The organism is Pelomonas lactea, from assembly GCF_043555885.1.
GTDB lineage: Bacteria > Pseudomonadota > Gammaproteobacteria > Burkholderiales > Burkholderiaceae_C > Pelomonas > Pelomonas lactea.
The window spans coordinates 380,693-403,380 of the sequence record NZ_JBIGHX010000004.1; the positions used below are offsets into that span (position 1 = coordinate 380,693).

Here is a 22,688-nt window from a genome sequence, read left to right on the forward strand (position 1 = left end):
CAACTAGGGTCATCCCTGAACGCTACAATCGCAGGCTTTGTCCAATACGCCCCTTCAGGAGAATTCCATGGCGATCGAAACCACCCTGTCCATCATCAAGCCCGATGCCGTGGCGAAGAACGTCATCGGCCAGATCTACGCCCGCTTCGAAGCCGCCGGCCTGAAGGTCGTCGCCGCCAAGATGGTGCACCTGTCGCGCGGTGAAGCCGAGCAGTTCTACGCCGTTCACAAGGCCCGCCCGTTCTTCAACGACCTGGTCAACTTCATGATCAGCGGTCCCGTGATGATCCAGGCCCTGCAAGGCGAAGGCGCCATCCTGAAGAACCGTGACCTGATGGGCGCGACCGACCCGAAGAAGGCCGAGAAGGGCACCATCCGCGCCGACTTCGCCGACAGCATCGACGCCAACGCCGTGCACGGCTCCGACGCCGCCGAAACGGCCGCCGTCGAAGTGGCGTTCTTCTTCCCCGGCATGAACGTCTACGCTGCCAAGTAAACCCCCAACGGGGTCGGGAGACCCCGGCCCAGGAAGTTCGTATGGACGCGGTCAACCTGCTCGGTTTTGACTTGCCAGGCCTGGCCGCCTACTGCGAGCAACTGGGCGAAAAGAAGTTCCGTGCGACCCAGCTGTTCCGCTGGGTCCACCAGAAGGGCGCGTCGGACTTCGATCAGATGTCCGACCTCGCCAAGTCCTTGCGCGACAAGCTCAAGGGCCGTGCGCACATCACCGCGCTGCCAGTGATCTCCGAGCATGTGTCCGCCGACGGCACCATCAAATGGCTGTTCGATGTCGGTGCCGGCAACGCGGTCGAGGCGGTGTTCATTCCGGAGGACGACCGTGGCACGCTGTGCGTCTCCAGCCAGGCCGGCTGCGCCGTGGGCTGCCGCTTCTGCTCCACCGGCCATCAGGGCTTCAGCCGCAACCTGACGACGGCCGAGATCACGGCCCAGCTGTGGTTTGCCGAGCATTCGCTGCGCAAGCGCCTCAACACCGCTGAACGCGTCATCTCCAACGTGGTGATGATGGGCATGGGCGAGCCGCTGCAGAACTACGACCAGCTGGTCCCGTCGCTGAAGACCATGCTGGACGACCACGGCTACGGCCTGAGCCGCCGCCGCGTGACGGTGTCGACGTCCGGCGTCGTACCGATGATCGACCGGCTGCGCGAGGACTGCCCCGTCGCGCTGGCCGTCAGCCTGCACGCGCCGACCGATCCGCTGCGCGACCAGCTCGTGCCGCTGAACAAGAAGTACCCGATCGCCGAGCTGCTGGACAGCTGCAACCGCTACCTGGAGAAGGCGCCGCGCGACTTCATCACCTTCGAGTACTGCATGCTGCAGGAGGTGAACGATTCGCCGGAGCAGGCGCGCGAGCTCGTCAAGCTGCTCAAGGGCAAGCCGGCGACGCCGGGCCGCCCCAAGGCGCCGGGCACCCCCTCGGGGGGCAGCGAGCCGGCAGGTGAGCGTGGGGGCTCCGGTGTCAGTTGCAAGATCAACCTGATCCCGTTCAATCCGTTCCCGGCGTCGGGCCTGATCCGAAGCACGAATGCGCGCGTGCAGGCCTTTGCCGAGGTGCTGATCCAGGCCGGCATCGTGACGACCGTGCGCAAGACGCGCGGCGACGACATCGACGCCGCCTGTGGCCAGCTGGCCGGCGAGGTGCAGGACCGCACCCGCGCGCATATCCGCATGGTCAGGGCCCCCGTGACGGTGGCCAAATCCACGCCGTGACACGCTGGGTGTCCAACCACGAGGATTTGATGAAGCGACTGCTGACCGTCCTGACTGCCTGTCTGCTGGCGGCCTGTGCCACCACCGGCACCGCGCCCACCGCCGACCGCGAGATCAAGACCGATTCCGACCAGACCGATGCCGACCGCCGCGCGGCCATCCGGCTGGAGCTGGCTCAGGGCTACTTCTCGCGCGGCCAGTTCCCGACCGCGCTGGACGAGCTCAAGCTCGCGCTGCAGGCCAAGCCCGACATGCGCGAGGCCGTGAACCTGCGTGGTCTCATCTACGCCGCTATGGGCGACCACCAGCTCGCCGAGGAAACCTTCCGGCGCGCCTTGGCTGTCTACCCCAACGACCCCGATACGCTGCACAACTACGGCTGGTTCCTGTGCCAGCAACAGCGCTGGCCGACGGCCGACTCGCTGTTCGATCAGGCGCTGGCCCAGTCCACCTACCGTGCGCCGGCCCGCACGCTGTTGGCCAAGGGCGTGTGCGAGGCGCGTGCCGGCCGCCTGCTGGTGGCCGAGAAGACGCTGTCGCGGGCCTTCGAGCTGGACCCCGGCAGCCCCGTCATCGCCGTCAACCTGTCGGAAGTGCTCTACCGCAACCGAGAGCTGGAGCGGGCCCGCTTCTACGTGAAGCGCGTCAACGACCAGCCCGAGCAGCTCAATGCGCAGAGCGTGTGGTTGCAGCTGCGCGTCGAGCGCAAGCTGGGCCATAGCAACGCGGTCGACGACCTGGCCCAGATCCTGCGCCGCAGGTTCCCGCAGGCCCCGGAAACGCAGGCGCTGGACGCCGGCCGCTACGAAGACTGAGCCGCTGCGCGGCCGACAAGAAGAAGAGACGATGGAACCCATCTCCGAGGGGCGCGAGCCCCAGGCAACCACCGCTGGCGCCTGGCTGAGGAACGCGCGCCAGCAGCGCGGCCTGCATATCGCGGCGCTGGCCGTCATGCTCAAGGTGCCCCAGGCCAAGCTGGAGGCGTTGGAGGCCGACCGCTATGACGACCTGCCCGACGCGACCTTCGCGCGCGCACTGGCGACTTCGGTCTGCCGGGCGCTGAAGATCGACGCAGCGCCGGTGCTCGCGCTGCTGCCACGCACGCGCGACCAGCAGTTCGACATGCGCCCCGGTCTGAACCAGCCCTTCCGCGAGCGCAGCGCGGGCGGCCCCATCGACGGCGGCGTGCTCGCCGTCGTCGCGCGACCGGTCGTGTGGGGCCCGGCCCTGCTGCTGATCGCTGCGGCGGCCATTTACTGGATTCCCGCCGGCTGGCTGCCCGAGCGCGACGCGGCCTCGGCGCCGGCGGCCGCTTTGCCGGCTTCGGGCGTCGTGACGGCCGCCGCCGGCAGTGCGCCCGTCGTCGAGTTCGTGCCCGCGCCGGCCGCCACCGAGCCGGTGACGTCGGCCCCCGCGACCTTGGCTGCGTCCGCGCCCGCCGTCGTTGCGTCGGCGCCGTTGCAGGTGCGTGACGTCGCGCCGCCGCCCGCCGCCGCACCGGCGCCCGTGCCAGCGGCGGTGGCCGCTGCGGCCGGATCGGCGCTGCGCGTGACGGCCAGCGCCGACAGCTGGATCGAGATCGTCGATGCCAGGGGGCAGATCGTGCTGTCGCGCGTGCTGCGCCAGGGTGAACAGCAGGATTTCTCTGGCGCCGCGCCGTACAAGGTGCGCGTCGGCAACGTGGGCGGCACCAGGATCGAATGGCGCGGCAGCGTCGTCGACCTGGCCGCCCGCGCCAACAACAACGTCGCCCGTCTGGAGTTGAATTGATGAGCGAGTGGATCATTCCCGAGGCCGCCCCCGCGCCGCGCAGGAGTCGCCAGGCCCGCGTCGTCTGGGGCAACCGAGTCGTGACCGTCGGCGGTGATGCGCCGGTGCGCGTGCAGTCGATGACGAACACCGATACGGTGGACGCCATCGGGACCGCCATCCAGGTCAAGGAGCTGGCCATCGCCGGTTCCGAGATGGTGCGCATCACGGTCAACACGCCGGAAGCCGCCGAGCAGGTGCCCTACATCCGCGAGCAGCTGGACCGCATGGGCATCGATGTGCCGCTGGTGGGGGACTTCCACTACAACGGCCACCGCCTGCTGACCGAGCATCCGGCCATGGCGCAGGCGCTGTCCAAGTACCGCATCAACCCCGGCAACGTGGGCAAGGGCGAGAAGAAGGACAAGCAGTTCGCCCAGATGATCGAAGCGGCGATGAAGTACGACAAGGTCGTGCGCATCGGCGTCAACTGGGGCAGCCTGGACCAGGAGCTGCTCACGCAGTTCATGGACGAGAACGCCCGCCGCGCGCAGCCCTGGGGCGCCAAGCCGGTCATGTACCAGGCGCTGGTCGAGTCCGCGCTGACGTCAGCCGCCTATGCCCGCGAGCTGGGCATGAACCCCGACAACATCATCATCAGCTGCAAGGTCAGCGGCGTGCAGGACCTGATCTCGGTCTACCGCGAGCTGGCCCGCCGCTGCGATTACGCGCTGCACCTGGGGCTGACCGAAGCCGGCATGGGCACCAAGGGCACCGTCGCGTCCTCCGTCGCCTTGGGCATCCTGGCGCAGGAGGGCATCGGCGACACCATCCGCGTCAGCCTCACGCCGCAGCCGGGCGAGGCGCGCACGCAGGAGGTCGTCGTCGCGCTGGAGATCCTGCAGTCGCTGGGTCTGCGCCACTTCAACCCCAGCGTTACGGCCTGCCCGGGCTGCGGCCGCACCACCAGCACCACGTTCCAGGAACTGGCCAAGCAGATCGACGACTTCCTGCGCCTGCAGATGCCGGTCTGGCGCAACAAGTACCCCGGTGTCGAGGAGATGAAGGTGGCCGTCATGGGCTGCATCGTCAACGGTCCCGGCGAGAGCAAGCACGCCGACATCGGCATCAGCCTGCCCGGCACCGGCGAGGCGCCCGCGGCGCCCGTCTTCATCGACGGCGAGAAGGCCGTGACCCTGCGTGGCGACAACATCGCGCAGGAGTTCCACGCGCTGGTCGAGAACTACATCGAGAAGCGCTTCGGCGCCAAGGCCACGGCCTGAACACGGATCCCATGAGCGAGACCAAGAAAGTGCAGCCGCTCCAGGCTGTCAAGGGCATGAACGACATCCTGCCGCCGGAATCGGCGCGCTGGGAGCAACTCGAAGCGACGATGCGCGGCGTGCTGGCGCGCTACGGCTACAGCAACGTGCGCGTGCCCATCGTCGAGCCGACGGCGCTGTTCGTGCGCGGCATCGGCGAGGTGACGGACATCGTCGAGAAGGAGATGTATGCCTTCGAGGACCGCGCCGACAAGCACGGCCATGCCGAGCACCTGGCGCTGCGCCCCGAGGGCACGGCGGGCGTCGTGCGCGCGATGATCGAGCACAGCTACCTGCGCGACAGCCCGCGCCGGCTGTACTACGTCGGCCCGATGTTTCGCCGCGAGAAGCCGCAGAAGGGCCGCTACCGCCAGTTCCACCAGATGGGCATCGAGGCGCTGGGCTTTGCCGGCCCGGACGTGGACGCCGAGGTCATTCTGCTGGCCCGCACGCTTTGGCGCGAGCTGGGCCTGAAGGAGGGCGAGGACGTCACGCTGGAGATCAATTGCCTGGGCCAGCCCGACGAACGTGCCGCGCACCGTGCCGCGCTGATCGCTCACCTGGAGCAGCACCAGGACGTGCTGGACGAGGAGGCCAAGTCCCGCATGTACAGCAACCCGCTGCGCGTGCTGGACACCAAGAACCCGACCATGCAGGCCATGGCCGAGGCCGCACCCAAGCTGCTGGACTTCCTGGGCGAAGCCTCGCTGGCGCACTTCAACGGCGTGAAGGCGCTGCTGGATGCCGTCGGCCTGGCCTACCGCATCAACCCGCGCCTCGTGCGCGGGCTGGACTACTACAACCTCACCGTCTTCGAGTGGGTGACGGACAAGCTGGGCGCCCAGGGCACCGTCTGCGCTGGCGGCCGCTACGACGGCCTCGTCGAGCAGCTGGGCGGCAAGGCGACACCGGCGGTCGGCTTCGGCATGGGCCTGGAGCGGCTGCTGCTGCTGCTGGAGACACTGGGCTTGCAGGCGCCCACCGCGGCGCCGGACGTCTACGCCGTCGTGCCCGATCCGGCCGAGCTGCCGCGCATCCTGCCCACGCTGGAAGCGCTGCGCGCGGCCGGCGTGGCCGTGCAGATGCACGCCGGCGGCGGCTCGTTCAAGTCGCAGTTCAAGAAGGCCGATGGCTCCGGCGCGCGCTACGCGCTGGTGTTCGGCGCCGATGAGCTGGCTCGCGGCGAAGTGGCTGTGAAGCCGCTTCGCGACGGGGCTGAACAGACCAGCCGCCAACTCGCCGACGTGGCCGCCTGGGCGGCCGAACTGCGCACCGCATAATCCCGGGCCCCGCCCTGCACAAGCTGACTTCCTCTCATGGCATCGCATCTCGACCTCGAAGAACAAGAACAACTTGACCAGCTCAAGGCCTTCTGGAAGCGCTGGGGCAACCTGATCACGTGGTTGATCACGGCTGCGCTCGCCGCCTTTGCCGCCTGGCAGGGCTGGAACTGGTACCAGCGCGACCAGGCCGCCAAGGCCGCCGCGATGTACGACGAGTTTGACCGCGCCGTCAGCGCGCAGGACCTCGACAAGGCCAGCGCCGCCGCCGGCGACCTCAAGGCTCGCTTCGCTGCCACCGGTTTCGCGGCGCAGGCCGGCCTGCAGGTCGCCAAGCTGCAGCTGGACAAGGGCAAGGCCGATGACGCCAAGCAGAGCCTGACCTGGGTGGCCGAGCAGGGCTCTGAGAGCTCCTACCGTGACCTGGCCCGGCTGCGCCTGGCCGGCCTGCAACTGGACGCCAAGGCCTACGACGACGCGCTGAAGACGCTGGACGCCATCAAGTCCGCCGAGTTCGCCGCGCTGGTGGCCGACCGCCGCGGTGACGCGCTGCTGCTGCAGGACAAGCGCGATGCGGCCAAGGCCGAGTACCAGAAGGCGCTGGCCGGCCTCGAGAAGACGCAGGACTACCGCCGCATCATCGAAGCCAAGCTCGCCACGCTGGGCGTGCCCACCGCCGTCGAAGCCACGCCTGGAGCCGCGCAATGAAGCGCCTCGTTCACGTCACGCTGATCTCGCTGGCCGCGGCCACGCTGTCGGGCTGTTCGACGATCAGCAACACCTGGAACAACTGGTTCGGCGACGCCAAGAACAAGCCCGCCGTGCTGGAGGCGCTGACCGGCCCGGCCACGGGCCGCGTCGTCTGGAGCAGCAAGGGTGACGACGTCACCTTCCCGCTCAGCATCGCGACGCCGGGGGACCGGTTCGTCGTCGCCAGCGTCGACGGCAGCGTGCGCGCGCTGGCCGCCGCCGACGGCCGCGAGCTGTGGCGCGGCACGGCCGGCGCCAAGCTGGCGGCCGGCGTCGGCAGTGACGGCCGCTTCGCCGCGGTGGTCAACCGCGACAACGAGCTGGTCGTGTTGGACAAGGGCAGCGTGGTCTGGAAGAAGGCGCTGCCCACGCCCGTCATCGCCGCGCCGCTGGTGGCCGGTGAGCGCGTCTTCGCGCTGACGCTGGACCGTCAGGTCATCGCGTTCGACGCGTTGGACGGCCGCAAGATCTGGGAACTGCGCCGCCCCGGCGAGCCGCTGACGCTGGCCAAGGCCGGCGTGCTGATGGCCTACAAGGACACGCTGATCGTTGGCCAGGGTGCGCGCCTGGCTGGCGTCGACCCGCTCAAGGGTCAGCTGCGCTGGGAAGCCAGCGTGGCCACGCCGCGGGGCACCAATGAGGTCGAGCGTCTGGCCGACCTCGTCGGCCCGGCCGTGCGCCAGGGCGAGGTCATCTGCGCGCGCGCATTCCAGTCCTCCGTGGGCTGCGTCAACGCCGAGCGCGGCAGCGCGCTTTGGAACCGCATCGTCGGTGGCACCAACGGCATCGGTGCGGACGACCAGATCGTCGTCGCCGGTGACGCGTCGGATCGCATGTCGGCCTGGAAGCTGGCCAACGGCGACCTGGCCTGGTCGGCCGACCAGTTCCAGCTCCGCAAGCTGTCCGCGCCGGTGGTGCTGAACAAGCAGGTCATCGTGGGCGACTTCGAAGGCCAGGTTCACCTGCTGGACCGCGATACCGGCAAGACCCGCTCACGCATCGCCACCGACGGCACCCCCGTCGCCGCCATCACGCTGCTGGGTGACACCGCCCTGGTGGCGACCCGCAATGGCGGCCTGTTCGCCATCAAGGCGGAATGAAGCCCACGACATGAAGCCAGTGATTGCCTTGGTCGGCCGCCCCAACGTGGGCAAGTCGACGCTGTTCAACCGCCTGACGAAGTCGCGCGATGCCATCGTGGCCGACTTCGCCGGCCTGACGCGCGACCGCCACTACGGCGACGGCCGCCTGGGCGACCGTGAGTTCATCGTCATCGACACCGGCGGCTTCGAGCCCGACAGCTCCACCGGCATCGTCAAGGAGATGGCCAAGCAGACCAAGCAGGCGGTCGCCGAGGCCGATGCGGTCATCTTCGTCGTCGACGTCCGCCTGGGCCTGTCGGCGCATGACAGCGACATCGCCCGCTACCTGCGCAGCGTCAACAAGCGCGTGCATCTGGCCGTCAACAAGGCCGAGGGCATGAGCGAGTCGCCGCTGCTGGCCGAGTTCCACGAACTGGGCATGGGTGAGCCGCACCCGATCTCGTCGGCGCACGGGCAGGGCATCCGCAGCCTGCTCGATGCCGTGCTGGAGCCCTTCGACGCGACCGAGCGCGACGACCAGGCCGAGGATCGCGATGTCATCCGCCTCGCGGTTGCCGGCCGGCCCAACGTCGGCAAGAGCACGCTGATCAACACCTGGCTGGGCGAGGAGCGGTTGGTCGCCTTCGACATGCCGGGCACCACCCGCGACGCCATCGCTGTGGACTTCGAGCGCAACGGCCAGAAGTTCAAGCTCATCGACACGGCCGGCCTGCGCCGCAAGGGCAAGGTCTTCGAGGCCATCGAGAAGTTCTCGGTCGTCAAGACGCTGCAGGCCATCGCGGACGCGCACGTCGTGCTGCTGCTGCTGGATGCCACGCAAGGCGTGACCGACCAGGACGCTCACATCGCCGGCTACATCCTCGACAGCGGCCGTGCGGTCGTGCTGGCCTGCAACAAGTGGGATGCCGTCGACAGCTACCAGCGCGAGACGTTGAAGCGCCAGATCGAGCAACGCCTGGCCTTCCTGAAGTTCGCGCCGATGCACCAGATCTCCGCGCTCAAGCGTCAGGGGCTGGCCGCGCTGTGGAACGCGATGGCTGATGCCTATGCGTCCGCCTACCGCAAGATGACGACGCCGGTGCTCACCCGCCTCATCCAGGAGGCCGTGGAGCACCAGCAGCCCAAGCGTTCGGGCGTGTCCCGCCCCAAGATGCGCTACGCGCACCAGGGTGGCCAGAACCCGCCCATCGTCGTCATCCACGGCAATGCGCTGGATGGTGTCACCGAGGTCTACAAGCGCTACCTCGAAGGCCGCATTCGCGCGCACTACAAACTGGTTGGCACGCCGCTGAAGATAGAGCTGCGTTCTTCGAAGAATCCCTTCGACGAAAAGACCTAGGCTGACCTCCGGAGGGACAAAGACCGTGTGTTAAGGTCTTACCCGTAGTCCCCACCCCCCGATAACTCGGAGCATACCGATGAGCAACAAAGGCCAACTTCTGCAGGATCCTTTTTTGAACCTGCTGCGCAAGGAGCACGTGCCGGTCTCGATCTACCTCGTCAACGGCATCAAGCTGCAAGGCCACATCGAATCGTTTGATCAGTACGTCGTGCTGCTTCGCAACACGGTGACCCAGATGGTCTACAAGCACGCGATCTCCACCGTCGTGCCGGGCCGCGCGGTCAACTTCCACGCCGGCGACGCTCCCGCGGACGCCTGATCCCACCCCCTTGTCCTCGACTTCTGCCAACACCGCGACGCCGCCCTCCGAGGCGGCGCGCGCCATTCTTGTGGGCGTCGATTTCGGTCGACAGTCCGCCAAGCAGGGCTTCGACGAAAGCCTGGACGAGCTGGCGTTGCTGGCCGAGTCCGCCGGCGACACGCCGGTGGCCAAGGTCATCGCCCGTCGCCCGGCACCCGACGCGGCGCTGTTCGTCGGCTCCGGCAAGGCCGACGAGATCAAGCTGCTCGTGCAGGCCCACCAGGCCCACACAGTGCTGTTCGACCAGGCCATCTCGCCCGCGCAGCAGCGCAACCTCGAGAAGGTGCTGGGCGTGCCTGTCGCCGACCGTACGGCGCTGATCCTCGAAATCTTCGCCCAGCGCGCCAAGAGCCATGAGGGCAAGCTTCAGGTTGAGCTGGCGCGGCTGCAGTACCTGGCCACGCGCCTGGTGCGGCGCTGGAGCCACCTGGAGCGCCAGAGTGGCGGCATCGGCATGCGCGGCGGCCCTGGCGAGGCGCAGATCGAGCTGGACCGTCGCATGATCGACGACCGCATCAAGAAGACCAAGGAGCGCCTCAAGCAGGTGCAGAAGCAGCGTAGCACGCAGCGCAAGTCCCGCTCCCGCAACGGCGTCTTCAAGGTCTCGCTGGTCGGCTACACGAACGCAGGCAAGAGCACGCTCTTCAATGCGTTGACCAAGGCGCGCAGCTACGCGGCCAACCAACTGTTCGCGACGCTGGACACCACCACGCGCTCGCTCTACCTGGAGCAGGCCGAGGCCAGCGTGTCGCTGTCCGACACGGTGGGCTTCATCCGCGACCTGCCGCACAAGCTCGTCGAGGCCTTCCGCGCGACGCTGCAGGAGGCGGCCGACGCCGACCTGCTGCTGCATGTCGTCGATGCCGCCAGCCCGGTGCTGGACGAACAGATGGCCGAGGTCGAGCGCGTGCTGGAGGAAATCGGCGCCGGCGGCGTGCCGCAGATTCTCGTCTACAACAAGCAGGACCTGCTGGCCGATGACCAGCGCCCGCGCGAGATCGTTGACGCGATGCTGCGCCCCAATGGCTCGACCGAGCCCACGCCGCGCGTCTTCGTCAGCGCCGTCGAAGGCGACGGCTTGGCGGAGCTGCGCCAGCTGATTGCGACGGCCATGCAGGCCCAGCCCTTGATTCCCGACGAGCGGGACCCACGTTTCGACGTTGATCCGTCGGACATCGCCTCTTCTTCCTCAGACCCTACCCAGGCATGAGCAGCACTCTCAACACTCCGCCCCGCAGCCCCTGGGCCCGGCGCCTGATGACGCCGGTCGCGCGAGCCGCAGGCCGGCTGCTGAACAACGGCCGCAATGATGGCCCGCCCGACCTCGACGAGCTGTGGCGTGACTTCAACCGCAAGCTGTCGGGCATGTTCGGCGGGCGCAGCGGCGGGTCGTCTGGCGGTGGTGCTGGCGGCGCGCCCGACATGAAGGGCGCGGGCATCGGCGTCGGGCTCATCGCCGGCGTCGTCGCGATGGGCTGGCTTGCAAGCGGCTTCTTCATCGTTCAGGAAGGCCAGCAGGGCGTCATCACGTCGTTCGGCAAGTACAGCAAGACGGTGGACGCCGGCTTCCAGTGGCGGCTGCCGTATCCGTTCCAGGCGCACGAGGTGCAGCCGGTGTCGCAGCTACGCCAGGTCGAGGTGGGCCGCAACTCGGTCGTCGCGGCCACGGGTCTGCGCGACTCGTCCATGCTGACGCAGGACGAGAACATCGTCGACATCCGCTTCTCGGTGCAGTTCACCATCCGCGACCTGAAGGACTTCCTCTTCGAGAACCGCGACCCCGAGCAGGCCGTGCTGCTGGCCGCCGAGTCCGCCGTGCGCGAGATCGTCGGCAAGAGCCCGATGGACTCGGTGCTGTACGAGCAGCGCGACGCGATCGCTGCCGACCTCGTCAAATCCATCCAGGCGCAGATGGACCGCCTCAAGGCCGGTGTGCAGATCAAGAACGTCAACGTGCAGAGCGTGCAGCCGCCCGAGCAGGTGCAGGCGGCGTTCGATGATGTGCAGAAGGCCAACGCCAACCGCGAGCAGCTGAAGAACGACGCGCAGGCCTACGCCAACGACAAGATTCCCAGCGCGCAGGGTGATGCCGCCAAGCTGCGCGAGCAGGCCGAGGGCTACAAGGCCAGCGTCATCGCCCGTGCCGAGGGTGACGCCGAGCGCTTCAAGAGCGTGCTGGCCGAGTACCAGAAGGCGCCGCAGGTCACGCGCGACCGCATCTACATCGACACGATGCAGCAGATCTACGCCAACGTCAGCAAGGTCATGGTGGACAGCCGCAACGGCTCCAACATGCTGTATCTGCCGCTCGACAAGCTGCTGCAGCAGGGCAGCAGTGGCACCGTGACGGTGTCGCCGCCGCAGCCGGCCACGACGCTGCCCGAGCCGCAGAACCTGCCCAGTGCCAACGACCTGCGCAGCCGTGACAACCAGCGCAGCCGCGACGGCCGCTGATCGAGGATTCGACTCATGAACCGTATTGCCGCCATCCTCGCCGGCGCCCTGGTTGCGCTGATGCTGGGCTCGTCCATGCTCTTCATCGTTGACCAGCGGCAGTTTGCTGCCGTCTACGCGTTGGGCGAGATCAAGGAAGTCATCACCGAGCCCGGCCTGAAGTTCAAGATGCCGCCGCCGTTCCAGAACGTCGTGCTGCTGGACCGCCGCGTGCAGACGCTGGACAGCCCCGAATCGCGCGCCATCTTCACCGCCGAGAAGAAGAGTCTGGTCATCGACTGGCTCATCAAGTGGCGCATCACCGAGCCGCGCCAGTTCATCCGCAACAGTGGTGCCGACATCCGCAACGTCGAGAACCGCCTGGCGCCCGTCGTGCAGGCCGCGTTCAACGAGGAAGTGACCAAGCGCACGGTCATCGCCGTGCTGGCCACCGAGCGCGAGAAGATCATGCAGGACGTGCGCAAGCGCCTGGCCGACGAGGCCAAGCAGTTCGGCATTGAGGTCGTCGACGTGCGCATCAAGCGCGTGGACTTCGCGTCCAGCATCACGGAGTCTGTCTACCGCCGCATGGACTCCGAGCGCAAGCGCGTGGCCGCCGAGGCCCGCTCCACCGGTGCCGCCGAGGGCGAGAAGATCAAGGCCGACGCGGACCGCCAGCGCGAGATCATCGTCGCCGAGGCCTACCGCGATGCGCAGAAGATCATGGGTGAGGGCGATGCCAAGGCGTCGGCCCTGTATGCCGAGGCCTTCGGCCGCGACCCCCAGTTCGCGCAGTTCTACCGCTCGCTGATGGCCTACCGCGCCAGCTTCAAGACCAAGAGCGACGTGATGGTGGTGGACCCCAACAGCGACTTCTTCAAGGCCATGCGGGGCTCCGGCGCCGCGCCCGCTGCCGCCCCTGCGCGCAAGTGAACGAACTGCTCGGCGCGCTGGCGCTGGTGTTGATCATCGAGGGGCTGATGCCGCTGCTCAGCCCCGCGCGCTGGCGCGAGGTCTTCGCCCGCGTGCTGGCCATGAGCGATGGCCAGATCCGCTTCATCGGCCTGCTCAGCATCGTGCTGGGCGCGGTCGGATTGCTCTGGTTGCGCTGATCGGAAGGCTCGCGGTGCGCTGAAGGCGGGGAGGGCATAGGTACAATGCCGTTTTTAACCGCCTGCCCCGACCATGTCCTCTGCTTGGCTGCTGCCAGAGCACATTGCCGATGTCCTGCCTTCGCAGGCGCGCCGCATCGAAGAGCTGCGTAGAGAACTGCTCGACATGGCCCGCAGCTACGGCTGCGAACTGGTCATCCCGCCGCTGCTGGAGCACCTGGACTCCCTGCTGTCCGGCACGGGCAGCGACAGCGAAATCAAGCTGTTCAAGCTCGTCGACCAGCTGTCCGGCCGCTCGCTGGGCCTGCGCGCCGACACGACGCCGCAGGTGGCCCGCATCGATGCCCACCTGCTGAACCGCCAGGGCGTGACCCGCCTGTGCTACTGCGGCCCCGTGGCCCACACGCGGCCGGACGGCCTGAACACCAGCCGCGAGCCGCTGCAGTTCGGCGTCGAGATCTACGGCCACGCCGGCCTGGAGGCCGACCTGGAAGTGCAGGAGCTGGCGCTGGATGCGCTGCGCCGCGCCGGGCTGAACAAGGTCATGCTGGATCTCGGCGATGCGCGCCTGCTGCAGGGCGTGCTGGACGGCGTCAAGCTGGCGCCCGAAGCGCTGACGGCACTGACCGCGGCGCTGGCCGCCAAGGACGTTGCCGTGCTGGCCACGCTGACCGCCGACCTGCCCGCCGCGACGCGCGACGCGCTGCTGGCACTGCCCAGTCTGTTCGGCGGCCGCGAGGTGTTGGCCGAGGCCGCGCGCCGCCTGCCCGCGCATCCGCTGGTCGAGGCCGCGCTGGCCGACCTGGACTGGCTGGCTGGCCATCTGGCGGCCGTGCATCCGGAGGTCAGCCTGGGCTTCGACCTGGCCGATCTGCAAGGCTACGGCTACTACACAGGCATCCGCTTTGCGGCCTACTCGGCGGGCTGCTCCGACGCCGTGCTGCGCGGTGGCCGCTACGACGAGGTCGGTGCCGTGTTCGGCCGCCGCCGGCCAGCCGCGGGCTTCAGCCTGGATCTGAAGACGCTGGTGACGCTGGTGCCGGCCACGCCGTTGCGGGCCGCCGTGCGCGCTCCCTGGGGCGACGACGCGTCTTTGCGCCAGGCTGTGCGCGCGCTGCGCGAGCAGGGCGAGACGGTGGTCTGCGTGCTGCCGGGCCACGAGCACGAGGCCGATGAATTCGACTGTGACCGCGAACTGGTTCGCGAGCACGCTGACTGGGTCGTCCGGGCGCTGTAAAGCGCGACGGCCCCACTTCCTTCCAAGCTACAGCAGGCAAACAACATGCAAAGCCAAACCGCGCGTGGACGCAATGTGGTCGTCGTCGGTACCCAGTGGGGTGACGAGGGCAAGGGCAAGGTCGTCGACTGGATGACCGATCACGCGCAAGGCGTCGTGCGCTTCCAGGGCGGCCACAACGCGGGCCACACGCTGGTCATCAAGGGCATCAAGACGGCGCTGCAGCTGATCCCCAGCGGCATCATGCGCGACGGCGTGGCCTGCTACATCGGCAACGGCGTGGTGCTGGACCCGACCCATCTGCTGACCGAGATCGAGCGTCTGGAGGCCGCCGGTGTCGAGGTGCGTTCGCGCCTGTTCATCAGCGAGTCCTGCCCGCTGATCCTGCCGTTCCACGTCGCCGTCGACAAGGCGCGCGAGGCGCTGCGCGAAACCAGCGGCAGCGGCAAGATCGGCACCACCGGCAAGGGCATCGGCCCGGCCTACGAGGACAAGGTCGCCCGCCGCGCGCTGCGCGCCCAGGACCTGAAGCACCCCGAGCGCTTCGCGAAGAAGCTGCGCGAGCTGCTGGAGCTGCACAACTTCGCGCTGCGCGGCTACCTGAAGGGCGAAGAGCTGGCCTTCGAGCCCATCTTCGAGCAGGCCATGAAGATGGCCGAGCAGATCAAGCCCATGCTGGCCGACGTCGGCTACATGATCCACAAGGCCAGCAAGGCCGGCGCCAACATCCTGTTCGAAGGCGCGCAAGGCACGCTGCTGGACATCGACCACGGCACCTACCCCTACGTGACGTCCAGCAACTGCGTGGCCGGCAACGCCGCCGCCGGTGCCGGCGTGGGCCCGCAGATGCTGCACTACATGCTGGGCATCACGAAGGCCTACACGACGCGCGTGGGCTCTGGCCCGTTCCCGACCGAGCTGGACTGGGAAGTGGCGGGCACCGTCGGCTACCACCTGTCCACCGTGGGCCAGGAGCGCGGCACCGTCACCGGCCGCGCGCGCCGCTGCGGCTGGCTGGACGCCGCCGCGCTGAAGCGCTCCATCATCATCAACGGCATCACCGGCCTGTGCCTGACCAAGCTGGACGTGCTGGACGGACTGGCCGAGATCAAGGTCTGCGTGGGCTACCAGCTCAACGGCCAGCTCCTGGACATCCTGCCGCTGGACGCCGATGAGGTCGAGGACTGCACGCCCGTGTACGAGACCTTCCCGGGCTGGACCGAGACCACCTTCGGCATGACCAGCTGGGATGCGCTGCCGGCCAACGCGCGCGCCTACCTGAAGCGTGTCGAGGAAGTCATCGGTGCGCCCATCGACATGGTCTCCACCGGCCCCGACCGCGAGCACACCATCGTGCTGCGCCACCCGTATTCCGCCTGACCACCAATCAATCCAACGGAGACAACACCACCATGTTGACCGACGACGGCAAGCACCTCTACGTATCCTGGGACGAGTACCACCTGCTGACCGAGCGCCTGGCGCTCAAGGTGCACGCCTCGGGCTGGGAGTTCGACCAGATCCTCTGCCTGGCCCGTGGCGGCATGCGCCCGGGCGACGTGCTGTCGCGCGTGTTCGACAAGCCGCTGGGCATCATGTCGACGAGTTCCTACCGCGCCGAGGCCGGCACCATCCAGGGCCGGCTGGACATGGCCAAGTACATCACCATGCCCAAGGGTGAGCTGGCCGGCCGCGTGTTGCTGGTGGATGACCTGGCCGACTCGGGCGTGACGCTGAAGGCGGTGGTGGAGCGCCTGCGCGGCATGCCGGCCATCTCCGAGCTGCGCTCGGCGGTCATCTGGACCAAGAAGGTCTCGGCCTACACGCCGGACTACTACGTCGAGATGCTGGAAACCTCGCCGTGGATTCACCAGCCGTTCGAGGAATACGACGGCATGGGGCCGGAAGCCCTGGCGAAGAAATTCGTCGTTTGAACCTGAAGATGGGCGCGCGGCAGGATTCGCTGATGCGCCCATCGAAGGCGGCGCGTGACGTTGTCGTCGGCGCCGACCTTGGCTCTCTGTCGGCATCGCCGCGGCGCACAAAGCAAAAAGGCCAGCACTTGCGTGCTGGCCTTTTCGTTTCTTGTTATGGTGCCCAGGAGAGGACTCGAACCTCCACGGAGTTACCCGCTAGTACCTGAAACTAGTGCGTCTACCAATTCCGCCACCTGGGCAAGGTGCTCAAAACTTCTTTTGAAGCCCTGAGCCGTTTCAGGAAAGCGCGGACTATAGCATCAAAAACTTGAAGAACACAACACATCCCACCAAGACCGACGGCGCCGGGCTGCTCGGCGAAGTCGAAGGCACGCTGCAAGGCCATCGCGACGGCCATGGCTTCTTGATACCGGACGACGGCTCGACCGACGTCTATCTGTCCTCGCAAGAGACCCATGCCGTCATGCACGGCGACCGACTGCGCGTGCGCGTCGTGCGCTTCGACAAGCGCGGCCGCCCCGAGGGCAAGGTGCTGGAGATCCTGGAGCGCAAGAAGCGGCCCATCATCGGCCGGCTGCTGCTGGAGTCCGGCATCTGGCTGGTCGCGCCTGAAGACCGGCGCATGGGGCAGGACATCCTCATCCCGAAGAACGGCATCGCCAACGCGACCGCGGGGCAGGTCGTCGCCGTCGAGCTGACCGAGCCGCCGTCGCTGTACTCGCAACCGGTGGGCCGCGTGGTGGAGGTGTTAGGGGAAATCGACGACCCCGGCATGGAGATCGAGATCGCCGTGCGCAAGTACGACGTGCCGCACCGCTTCAGCCCCGACACGCTGGCGCAGTCCGCCAAGCTGCCGGAGAAACTGCGGGCCGTCGACCTCAAGCAACGCATCGACCTGCGCGACGTGCCGCTGGTCACCATCGATGGCGAGGACGCGCGCGACTTCGACGATGCCGTCTACTGCGAGCCCTTCAAGCAGGGGCGCGGCAAGAAGGCGTTCGACGGCTGGCGCCTGCTGGTGGCCATCGCCGACGTGTCGCACTACGTGAAGCCCGGCGAGCCGCTGGACGCCGACGCCTACGAGCGGGCCACGTCCGTCTACTTCCCGCGCCGCGTCATACCGATGCTGCCGGAGAAGCTGTCCAACGGCCTGTGCTCGTTGAACCCGTATGAAGACCGGCTCAGCATGGTCTGCGACATGCTCGTGTCTGCGGACGGCGAGGTCACGGCCTACCAGTTCTACCCGGCCGTCATCAGCTCGCATGCGCGCTTCACGTACAACGAGGTCGCGGCCATCCTTGGCAACACGCATGGCCCCGAGGCTGCCAAGCGCCGCGAGCTGGTGCCGCACCTGCTGCACCTGCACGAGGTCTACCGCGCGCTGCTGTCCGAGCGCGGCCGGCGTGGCGCGGTGGACTTCGAGACAACCGAGACGCAGATCGTCTGCGACGACAACGGCCGCATCGAGAAGATCGTCCCGCGCACGCGCAACGACGCGCACCGTCTGATCGAGGAGGCCATGCTGGCCGCCAACGTCTGCGCGGCCGACTTCATCCACACCAACAAGCACCACGCGCTGTTCCGCGTGCACGAGGGGCCGACGCCCGAGAAGCGCCAGACGCTGCAGAACTACCTGCGATCACTGGGCATTTCGCTGGGCATCTCCGACGATCCGACGCCGCGCGAGTTCCAGCAACTGGCCGAGGCCACCAAGGACCGCCCCGACGCGCAGCAGATCCACCAGATGCTGCTGCGCTCCATGCAGCAGGCCATCTACACCGGCACCAACTCCGGCCACTTTGGCCTGGCCTACCCGGCGTACACGCACTTCACGAGCCCGATCCGCCGCTACCCCGACCTGCTGGTGCACCGCGTCATCAAGGCGCTGCTGGCGGGCAAGAAGTACACGCTGGATGCCAGCAAGATGAACGTGCCGCAGGCGCCCAAGCGCCCCGGCCGCGCGGCGCCGCCCAACCCGGCGGAGGCGCGCAACGAGGCCGAGCGCTGGGAGGTCGTCGGCGCGCACTGCAGTGCCAACGAGCGCCGCGCCGACGAGGCCAGCCGCGACGTCGAGGCCTGGCTGAAGTGCCGCTACATGCGCGACCGCCTCGGCGAGGAGTTCGCCGGCACCGTCAGTGCGGTCACGTCGTTCGGGCTGTTCGTGCAGCTGGATGCGCTCTACGTCGAGGGACTGGTGCACATCACCGAGCTGGGCGGCGAGTACTACCGCTTCGACGAGGTGCGCCAGGAGCTGCGCGGTGAGCGCACCGGCATCCGCTACGCCACTGGTGCGCGCGTGCAGGTGCAGGTCAGCCGCGTCGACCTGGACGGGCGCCGCATCGACTTCCGCCTTGTGCGTGATGCCGACGACGTGCGCTCCGCGAGCCGCGCCGCTGCCGGCAAGCCGGCGGGCAAGGCGCCGGCCAAGAAGCGCACCCCCAAGACCGCAGTCGAGGCGCTGGAGGACGTGCGCCAGGCTGACCGCGACGTGAAGCAGAGTCGCAAGGCCGTCGTCGCCGCGTTGCACCCCGTCAAGTCGGCGCAGCAGGCGGCCAAGCGGGCGGCCGGCAAGGCGGCCAAGAAGACTGCGGCGAAGTCGACGCCGCGCAAGCGCCGTTGAGCTTCAGCGCAGCGCCGCGAGGCGCTCGATGAGGTCGCCCGCGCGCAGCACGCCATCCACCTCGCCGGCGCGGCCGTGCGCGTCCACGGCCGCGCAGGCAATGGCGTGTGCATCGGCATCCGGCTGTTGCGCCCACAGGCCGCCCAGCCAGCCGGCCAGCACGTCGCCGCTGCCGGCGATGGCCAGTGCCGGGCCGCCGCTGGCGCAGATGGCCGGCCGCTTGGCGGGCGACGCGACGACGCTGCCCGAGCCCTTCAGCACGACGCAGCAGTTCAGCCGCGCCGACAGCTCACGCGCGGCGGCCAGGCGGTCGGCCTGCACGGCCGCGGTGTTTCGGTCCAGCAGGCGGGCCGCTTCGAGTGGATGGGGCGTCAGCAGGGTGGCGCCGGCCGGCCGGGCGCGCAGCAGGTCCTGTAGCGCCGGGCTGGCGGCGACGGCATTCAGCGCGTCGGCATCGAGCACGAGGCGGGGCAGCCGCTGCAGCAGCGTGGGCAGCCGGTCGGCAATGGCCGCGCCGGCGCCGCAGCCGATGACGCCCACGGCCCGCGGCAGCTCGGCCAGCGTGCCGCGCATCAGCTCGGGCCGGCCGGCGTCCGCCACCTCGCCCGCCGGCAGGCCCAGCAGGTCGACGTAGACGCGGCCCGCGCCGCAGGCCAGCGCGGCCCGGGCGGCCAGCCGCGCCGCGCCCTGCATGCCGGCGGCGCCGCCCACCACCAGCACCTGGCCGTGGCTGCCCTTGTGGCTGGTGGCGCCGCGTGCCGGCGCGGGCGACGGGCCCAGCAGGTCGGCGGTGGGGGCTTCGTCGGGCGCCACGCCGAGGTCGTCGAACCACAGTCGGCCCACATGTGCGCGGCCCTCGCCGGTGAACAGCCCGGGCTTGAGCGTCAGCAGCGTCAGCGTGTGGTCGGCCTGCACGGCCAGTCCACCCGCGGGCTGGCCTGTGTCTGCCAGCAGGCCGCTGGGCAGGTCGACCGCGAGGATGGCGGCGCCGCAGGCCTGCATCGCGGCGATGGTGGTCTGCAGCGCCGCCGAGGGCGCGCGGTTCAGCCCCAGGCCCAGCAGCGCGTCGATGGCCAGCGACGGCGCCGTCGGGGGCTCGTCGCCGACGTGAACCGGCACGCCCGCCTCGGCCAGCCGCCGTGCGGCGACGCGGCCGTCACCGCCGTTGTTGCCGGGCCCGCAGGCTACCCACACGGGGCCCGCGCCGCGGCGCAGCGCCAGTGCCAGCTTGGCGACGGCCAGGCCGGCGCGCTCCATCAGGTCGGGCGAACGGGCCAGCGCCCGCGTCTCGATGCGCCGGCTGGCGGCGACGTCGAACAAGGGCAGGGCGGTGGTGGTGGGCAGCAGCGCATGCATGCCCGCGAGCTTAGGCCAGCCGCTGCGGCCCGAGCGGCGCCACGTCCAGCGCCGGTGTCTGCCCGCTGATCTGCTGTGCCAGCAGCCGGGCCGCGCCGCAGGCCACGCCCCAGCCCAGGCCGCCCGCAGACAGGTTCAGCCACAGGCCCGGCCTGCCGCTGGCACCCAGCACCGGCATGCCGTCGGCCGGCTGTGCGCGGCGGCTCTGGCTCTGCTGCACCTGCTGATGCAGCACAGAGCCCGGGAACCAGTGCTGCAGGCCGCGGTGCAGGGCTTCGAAGTCGGGTGCGTGGCGGCCCTTGGCGCCAGTGACGGCCAGGCCGCCGGTCACGCGCACGCGCTGGCCCGTGCGGGCCACGGCGAGGCCGCGCACCGGGTCCACCCAGCCGGCCTTGGGGCCCAGGTCGGGGTGGGCCTCCAGCAGCCGCAGCGGCGCGGTGACGGAGGCCTCGTGCAGCGCCGCCAGCGGCAGGCGCCGGCCCAGCAGCGCCGGCGCGTCCAGCCCGTTGCACAGCACCACGGCGTCGAAGCGCTCGTCCAGCCCGCCGGGTGCCTGCGGCAGCGTGTCGCCGGCATCGCGCTCGGCGCCGCGCGTGGGGGCTTCCAGCGGCGGCGTGTACTCGTGGCGCAGCGTCAGCGCGGCGCCGTCGGTGGCGATGGCGCGCACCGTGGTGTGGAAGCGGAAGGCCACGCCCACGCGCTGGGCCTGCTGGCGCAACTGCTGCGCGAACAGGCGGGCATTGCCCGTGCCGCCGCCGGCCAGCGCCAGCGCGCCCGCCAGCGGGGCCTCGCCATTGAGGCCCGGCTCGCGCCGGCGGGCCTCGTCGGCGCTCAGCAGGTCGACACCCAGCCCCAGCGCCTTCCAGCCTTCAAGCTTCGCCTCGGCAGCGGCGACGTACCGGCTCTCCGCGAGGGCGACCAGCAACCCGTCGGTTGTCTCGTCGTCCAGCGCCAGGCCGTGCCGCAACTCGGCCGTGCGGGTCAGCCCGAACTGGCTCAACGCGGCCAGGGCGTCGCCGCCGTGGCGCCGGGCGCGCCAGCGGCGCCAACGCCAGGCCAGCGGCGCCGGCGGCAGCGTGTCGGCGAGATGTGGCAGCCAGGGCGACAGCAGCGCGCTGCCGGCGAAGCTGGCCTGCTCGGCGACGCTGCCGCCGCGTTCGAACACCTGCACCTGCCAACCCAGCGCGGCCAGCTCGTAGGCCGTGGCCACGCCGGCCAGCCCGGCGCCCACCACGGCGACGTGGCGGCTCACCTGCCCACCCGGGGAAGTTGCCAGGCGGAGGGGGCGGCGGACGGTTCGCCGGGTGCTTGCCCGCGGCGTCGGCTGTGGTGAGCCATGGATTGTGTATACTCTGCGGGTTTTGCCGGAGGGCTTGCGCATTCAAGCGCGAGTTTTCAACTTCGGCAGAACGGTTGTGAGGGTGTCGGCTGGAGCAATCCGCCCCGCCTGTCGCAACAAATCGCAAACCGGCCACGCAAAGGTGTTGTGGTTTGCGGCCCCAGGAATCAGGCAAGAAACAGCTGTTTCCAGGTGCTGCAACGCAATTCGGGCCGGATTTTAGACACAACCTTCGGAGCAAGACCCATGTCTGTCACGATGCGCGAGATGCTGGAAGCCGGCGTCCATTTCGGCCACCAAACCCGCTTCTGGAACCCCAAGATGGCCCCGTATATCTACGGCCATCGCAACAAGATCCACATCATCAACCTCGAGAAGACGCTGCCCGCGTTCAACGAGGCGATGAAGTTCATCCGCCAGCTGTCCGCCAAGCGCGGCACGATCCTGATGATCGGCACCAAGCGCCAGGCCCGCGAATTCATCGCCGCCGAAGCCCAGCGCGCCGGCATGCCCTACGTCGACTCGCGTTGGCTGGGCGGCATGATGACCAACTTCAAGACGGTCAAGACGTCCCTCAAGAACCTGAAGGACATGCAGGCCCAGGTCGAGGCTGGCACCCAGCCCGCGATCAAGAAGGAAGCCCTGCTGTTCCAGCGCGACATCGCCAAGCTGGAAAAGAACATCGGCGGCATCCAGGACATGACCGCGCTGCCCGACGCCATCTTCGTCATCGACGTCGGCTATCACAAGATCGCCGTCGCCGAAGCCAAGAAGCTGGGCATTCCCGTCATCGGCGTGGTTGACACCAACCACTCGCCCGAAGGCATCGACTACGTCATCCCCGGCAACGACGACTCGGCCAAGGCCGTGGCGCTGTATGCCCGCGCCGTCGCCGACGCCGTGCTAGAAGGCAAGGCCAACGCCACGAACGAAGTGCTGGCTGCCGTCGCCCCCGCTGGCGACGAGTTCGTCGAGGTTTCCGAAGAGGCGTAAGCCCTTTCGACCCTGCATCTGAA

General features: G+C 68.9%; 21 protein-coding genes and 1 tRNA gene. 19 read left to right on the forward strand and 3 right to left on the reverse strand.

The window, feature by feature from the left end; genetic code table 11:
- Positions 1-67 precede the first annotated feature (67 nt).
- The 17 genes from ndk (at position 68) to ACG04Q_RS14510 (ending at position 16,354) form a co-directional block, all read left to right on the forward strand.
- A complete protein-coding gene (ndk, locus tag ACG04Q_RS14430; RefSeq protein ID WP_394397155.1) occupies positions 68-496 on the forward strand; it encodes a nucleoside-diphosphate kinase in 429 nt (142 codons plus the stop codon).
- Between the two features lie 41 nt (positions 497-537).
- Entirely contained in the window at positions 538-1,731 is a 1,194-nt protein-coding gene (rlmN, locus tag ACG04Q_RS14435) for a dual-specificity RNA methyltransferase RlmN (RefSeq protein WP_394511628.1), read from the forward strand.
- Positions 1,732-1,760: 29 nt separating this feature from the next.
- On the forward strand, positions 1,761-2,546 hold the full coding sequence (gene pilW, locus ACG04Q_RS14440; RefSeq protein ID WP_394511629.1) for a type IV pilus biogenesis/stability protein PilW: 786 nt from the start codon (positions 1,761-1,763) through the stop codon (positions 2,544-2,546).
- 31 nt (positions 2,547-2,577) lie between these two features.
- Positions 2,578-3,501, forward strand: coding sequence for a helix-turn-helix domain-containing protein (locus tag ACG04Q_RS14445; protein ID WP_394511630.1), 924 nt, complete (start codon positions 2,578-2,580; stop codon positions 3,499-3,501).
- Positions 3,501-4,763, forward strand: a complete 1,263-nt coding sequence (gene ispG, locus ACG04Q_RS14450) for a flavodoxin-dependent (E)-4-hydroxy-3-methylbut-2-enyl-diphosphate synthase (RefSeq protein WP_394511631.1) — start codon at positions 3,501-3,503, stop codon at positions 4,761-4,763. The genes ACG04Q_RS14445 and ispG overlap by 1 nt, the downstream gene beginning before the upstream one ends.
- 11 nt (positions 4,764-4,774) lie before the next feature.
- Positions 4,775-6,082: a histidine--tRNA ligase gene (gene hisS / locus ACG04Q_RS14455; protein WP_394511632.1), complete on the forward strand. Its 1,308-nt coding sequence runs from the start codon at positions 4,775-4,777 to the stop codon at positions 6,080-6,082.
- A 36-nt stretch (positions 6,083-6,118) separates the two neighbouring features.
- Positions 6,119-6,790 carry a YfgM family protein gene (locus ACG04Q_RS14460; protein ID WP_394511633.1) on the forward strand — a complete coding sequence of 224 codons (672 nt, stop codon included), beginning with the start codon at positions 6,119-6,121 and terminating at the stop codon, positions 6,788-6,790.
- Positions 6,787-7,932 carry an outer membrane protein assembly factor BamB gene (gene bamB, locus ACG04Q_RS14465; protein ID WP_394511634.1) on the forward strand — a complete coding sequence of 382 codons (1,146 nt, stop codon included), beginning with the start codon at positions 6,787-6,789 and terminating at the stop codon, positions 7,930-7,932. Before ACG04Q_RS14460 ends, bamB begins: the two co-directional genes overlap by 4 nt.
- A gap of 10 nt (positions 7,933-7,942) precedes the next feature.
- The gene (gene der / locus ACG04Q_RS14470; protein ID WP_394511635.1) at positions 7,943-9,274 is read left to right on the forward strand and encodes a ribosome biogenesis GTPase Der; all 1,332 of its coding nucleotides are present in this window, start codon (positions 7,943-7,945) and stop codon (positions 9,272-9,274) included.
- Between the two features lie 79 nt (positions 9,275-9,353).
- Complete coding sequence (hfq, locus tag ACG04Q_RS14475; RefSeq protein WP_056198163.1) at positions 9,354-9,596, forward strand: RNA chaperone Hfq; 243 nt, start codon at positions 9,354-9,356, stop codon at positions 9,594-9,596.
- A 10-nt stretch (positions 9,597-9,606) separates the two neighbouring features.
- On the forward strand, positions 9,607-10,848 hold the full coding sequence (hflX, locus tag ACG04Q_RS14480; protein ID WP_394511636.1) for a GTPase HflX: 1,242 nt from the start codon (positions 9,607-9,609) through the stop codon (positions 10,846-10,848).
- Positions 10,845-12,092, forward strand: coding sequence for an FtsH protease activity modulator HflK (gene hflK, locus ACG04Q_RS14485; RefSeq protein ID WP_394511637.1), 1,248 nt, complete (start codon positions 10,845-10,847; stop codon positions 12,090-12,092). Before hflX ends, hflK begins: the two co-directional genes overlap by 4 nt.
- Positions 12,093-12,107: 15 nt before the next feature.
- Positions 12,108-13,004 (forward strand): protease modulator HflC, encoded by an 897-nt coding sequence (hflC, locus tag ACG04Q_RS14490; RefSeq protein WP_394511638.1) that lies wholly within the window; start codon positions 12,108-12,110, stop codon positions 13,002-13,004.
- Positions 13,001-13,183: a DUF2065 domain-containing protein gene (locus ACG04Q_RS14495; RefSeq protein ID WP_394511639.1), complete on the forward strand. Its 183-nt coding sequence runs from the start codon at positions 13,001-13,003 to the stop codon at positions 13,181-13,183. Before hflC ends, ACG04Q_RS14495 begins: the two co-directional genes overlap by 4 nt.
- Positions 13,184-13,256: 73 nt before the next feature.
- Positions 13,257-14,420: an ATP phosphoribosyltransferase regulatory subunit gene (locus tag ACG04Q_RS14500; protein ID WP_394511640.1), complete on the forward strand. Its 1,164-nt coding sequence runs from the start codon at positions 13,257-13,259 to the stop codon at positions 14,418-14,420.
- 45 nt (positions 14,421-14,465) lie between these two features.
- Entirely contained in the window at positions 14,466-15,800 is a 1,335-nt protein-coding gene (locus tag ACG04Q_RS14505) for an adenylosuccinate synthase (RefSeq protein ID WP_394511641.1), read from the forward strand.
- A gap of 32 nt (positions 15,801-15,832) precedes the next feature.
- Positions 15,833-16,354 (forward strand): phosphoribosyltransferase, encoded by a 522-nt coding sequence (locus tag ACG04Q_RS14510; protein ID WP_268168278.1) that lies wholly within the window; start codon positions 15,833-15,835, stop codon positions 16,352-16,354.
- A gap of 157 nt (positions 16,355-16,511) precedes the next feature.
- Here the strand turns inward: ACG04Q_RS14510 and ACG04Q_RS14515 are convergent.
- Positions 16,512-16,596 (reverse strand) — tRNA-Leu (locus ACG04Q_RS14515).
- A 68-nt stretch (positions 16,597-16,664) separates the two neighbouring features.
- Between ACG04Q_RS14515 and rnr the strand changes: the two genes are divergently transcribed.
- Positions 16,665-18,977, forward strand: coding sequence for a ribonuclease R (gene rnr, locus ACG04Q_RS14520; RefSeq protein WP_394511642.1), 2,313 nt, complete (start codon positions 16,665-16,667; stop codon positions 18,975-18,977).
- 3 nt (positions 18,978-18,980) lie between these two features.
- Here rnr and ACG04Q_RS14525 read toward each other — a convergent pair whose 3' ends face one another.
- Positions 18,981-20,333 (reverse strand): NAD(P)H-hydrate dehydratase, encoded by a 1,353-nt coding sequence (locus tag ACG04Q_RS14525; protein ID WP_394511643.1) that lies wholly within the window; start codon positions 20,331-20,333, stop codon positions 18,981-18,983.
- A 10-nt stretch (positions 20,334-20,343) separates the two neighbouring features.
- Entirely contained in the window at positions 20,344-21,585 is a 1,242-nt protein-coding gene (locus ACG04Q_RS14530; protein ID WP_394511644.1) for an NAD(P)/FAD-dependent oxidoreductase, read from the reverse strand.
- Positions 21,586-21,918: 333 nt separating this feature from the next.
- Between ACG04Q_RS14530 and rpsB the strand changes: the two genes are divergently transcribed.
- Positions 21,919-22,665, forward strand: coding sequence for a 30S ribosomal protein S2 (gene rpsB, locus ACG04Q_RS14535; protein ID WP_394511645.1), 747 nt, complete (start codon positions 21,919-21,921; stop codon positions 22,663-22,665).
- Positions 22,666-22,688: the final 23 nt, after the last annotated feature.

Coding starts and splice junctions, on each gene's coding strand:
- hflC (WP_394511638.1), top strand. CDS start 12,108: ATGAACCGTATTGCCGCCATCCTCGCCGGCGCCCTGGTTGCGCTGATG.
- ACG04Q_RS14445 (WP_394511630.1), top strand. CDS start 2,578: ATGGAACCCATCTCCGAGGGGCGCGAGCCCCAGGCAACCACCGCTGGC.
- hfq (WP_056198163.1), top strand. CDS start 9,354: ATGAGCAACAAAGGCCAACTTCTGCAGGATCCTTTTTTGAACCTGCTG.
- ndk (WP_394397155.1), top strand. CDS start 68: ATGGCGATCGAAACCACCCTGTCCATCATCAAGCCCGATGCCGTGGCG.
- ispG (WP_394511631.1), top strand. CDS start 3,501: ATGAGCGAGTGGATCATTCCCGAGGCCGCCCCCGCGCCGCGCAGGAGT.
- pilW (WP_394511629.1), top strand. CDS start 1,761: ATGAAGCGACTGCTGACCGTCCTGACTGCCTGTCTGCTGGCGGCCTGT.
- ACG04Q_RS14505 (WP_394511641.1), top strand. CDS start 14,466: ATGCAAAGCCAAACCGCGCGTGGACGCAATGTGGTCGTCGTCGGTACC.
- hisS (WP_394511632.1), top strand. CDS start 4,775: ATGAGCGAGACCAAGAAAGTGCAGCCGCTCCAGGCTGTCAAGGGCATG.
- der (WP_394511635.1), top strand. CDS start 7,943: ATGAAGCCAGTGATTGCCTTGGTCGGCCGCCCCAACGTGGGCAAGTCG.
- ACG04Q_RS14510 (WP_268168278.1), top strand. CDS start 15,833: ATGTTGACCGACGACGGCAAGCACCTCTACGTATCCTGGGACGAGTAC.
- bamB (WP_394511634.1), top strand. CDS start 6,787: ATGAAGCGCCTCGTTCACGTCACGCTGATCTCGCTGGCCGCGGCCACG.
- hflK (WP_394511637.1), top strand. CDS start 10,845: ATGAGCAGCACTCTCAACACTCCGCCCCGCAGCCCCTGGGCCCGGCGC.
- rpsB (WP_394511645.1), top strand. CDS start 21,919: ATGTCTGTCACGATGCGCGAGATGCTGGAAGCCGGCGTCCATTTCGGC.
- rlmN (WP_394511628.1), top strand. CDS start 538: ATGGACGCGGTCAACCTGCTCGGTTTTGACTTGCCAGGCCTGGCCGCC.
- ACG04Q_RS14500 (WP_394511640.1), top strand. CDS start 13,257: ATGTCCTCTGCTTGGCTGCTGCCAGAGCACATTGCCGATGTCCTGCCT.
- ACG04Q_RS14460 (WP_394511633.1), top strand. CDS start 6,119: ATGGCATCGCATCTCGACCTCGAAGAACAAGAACAACTTGACCAGCTC.
- ACG04Q_RS14525 (WP_394511643.1), bottom strand. CDS start 20,333: ATGCATGCGCTGCTGCCCACCACCACCGCCCTGCCCTTGTTCGACGTC.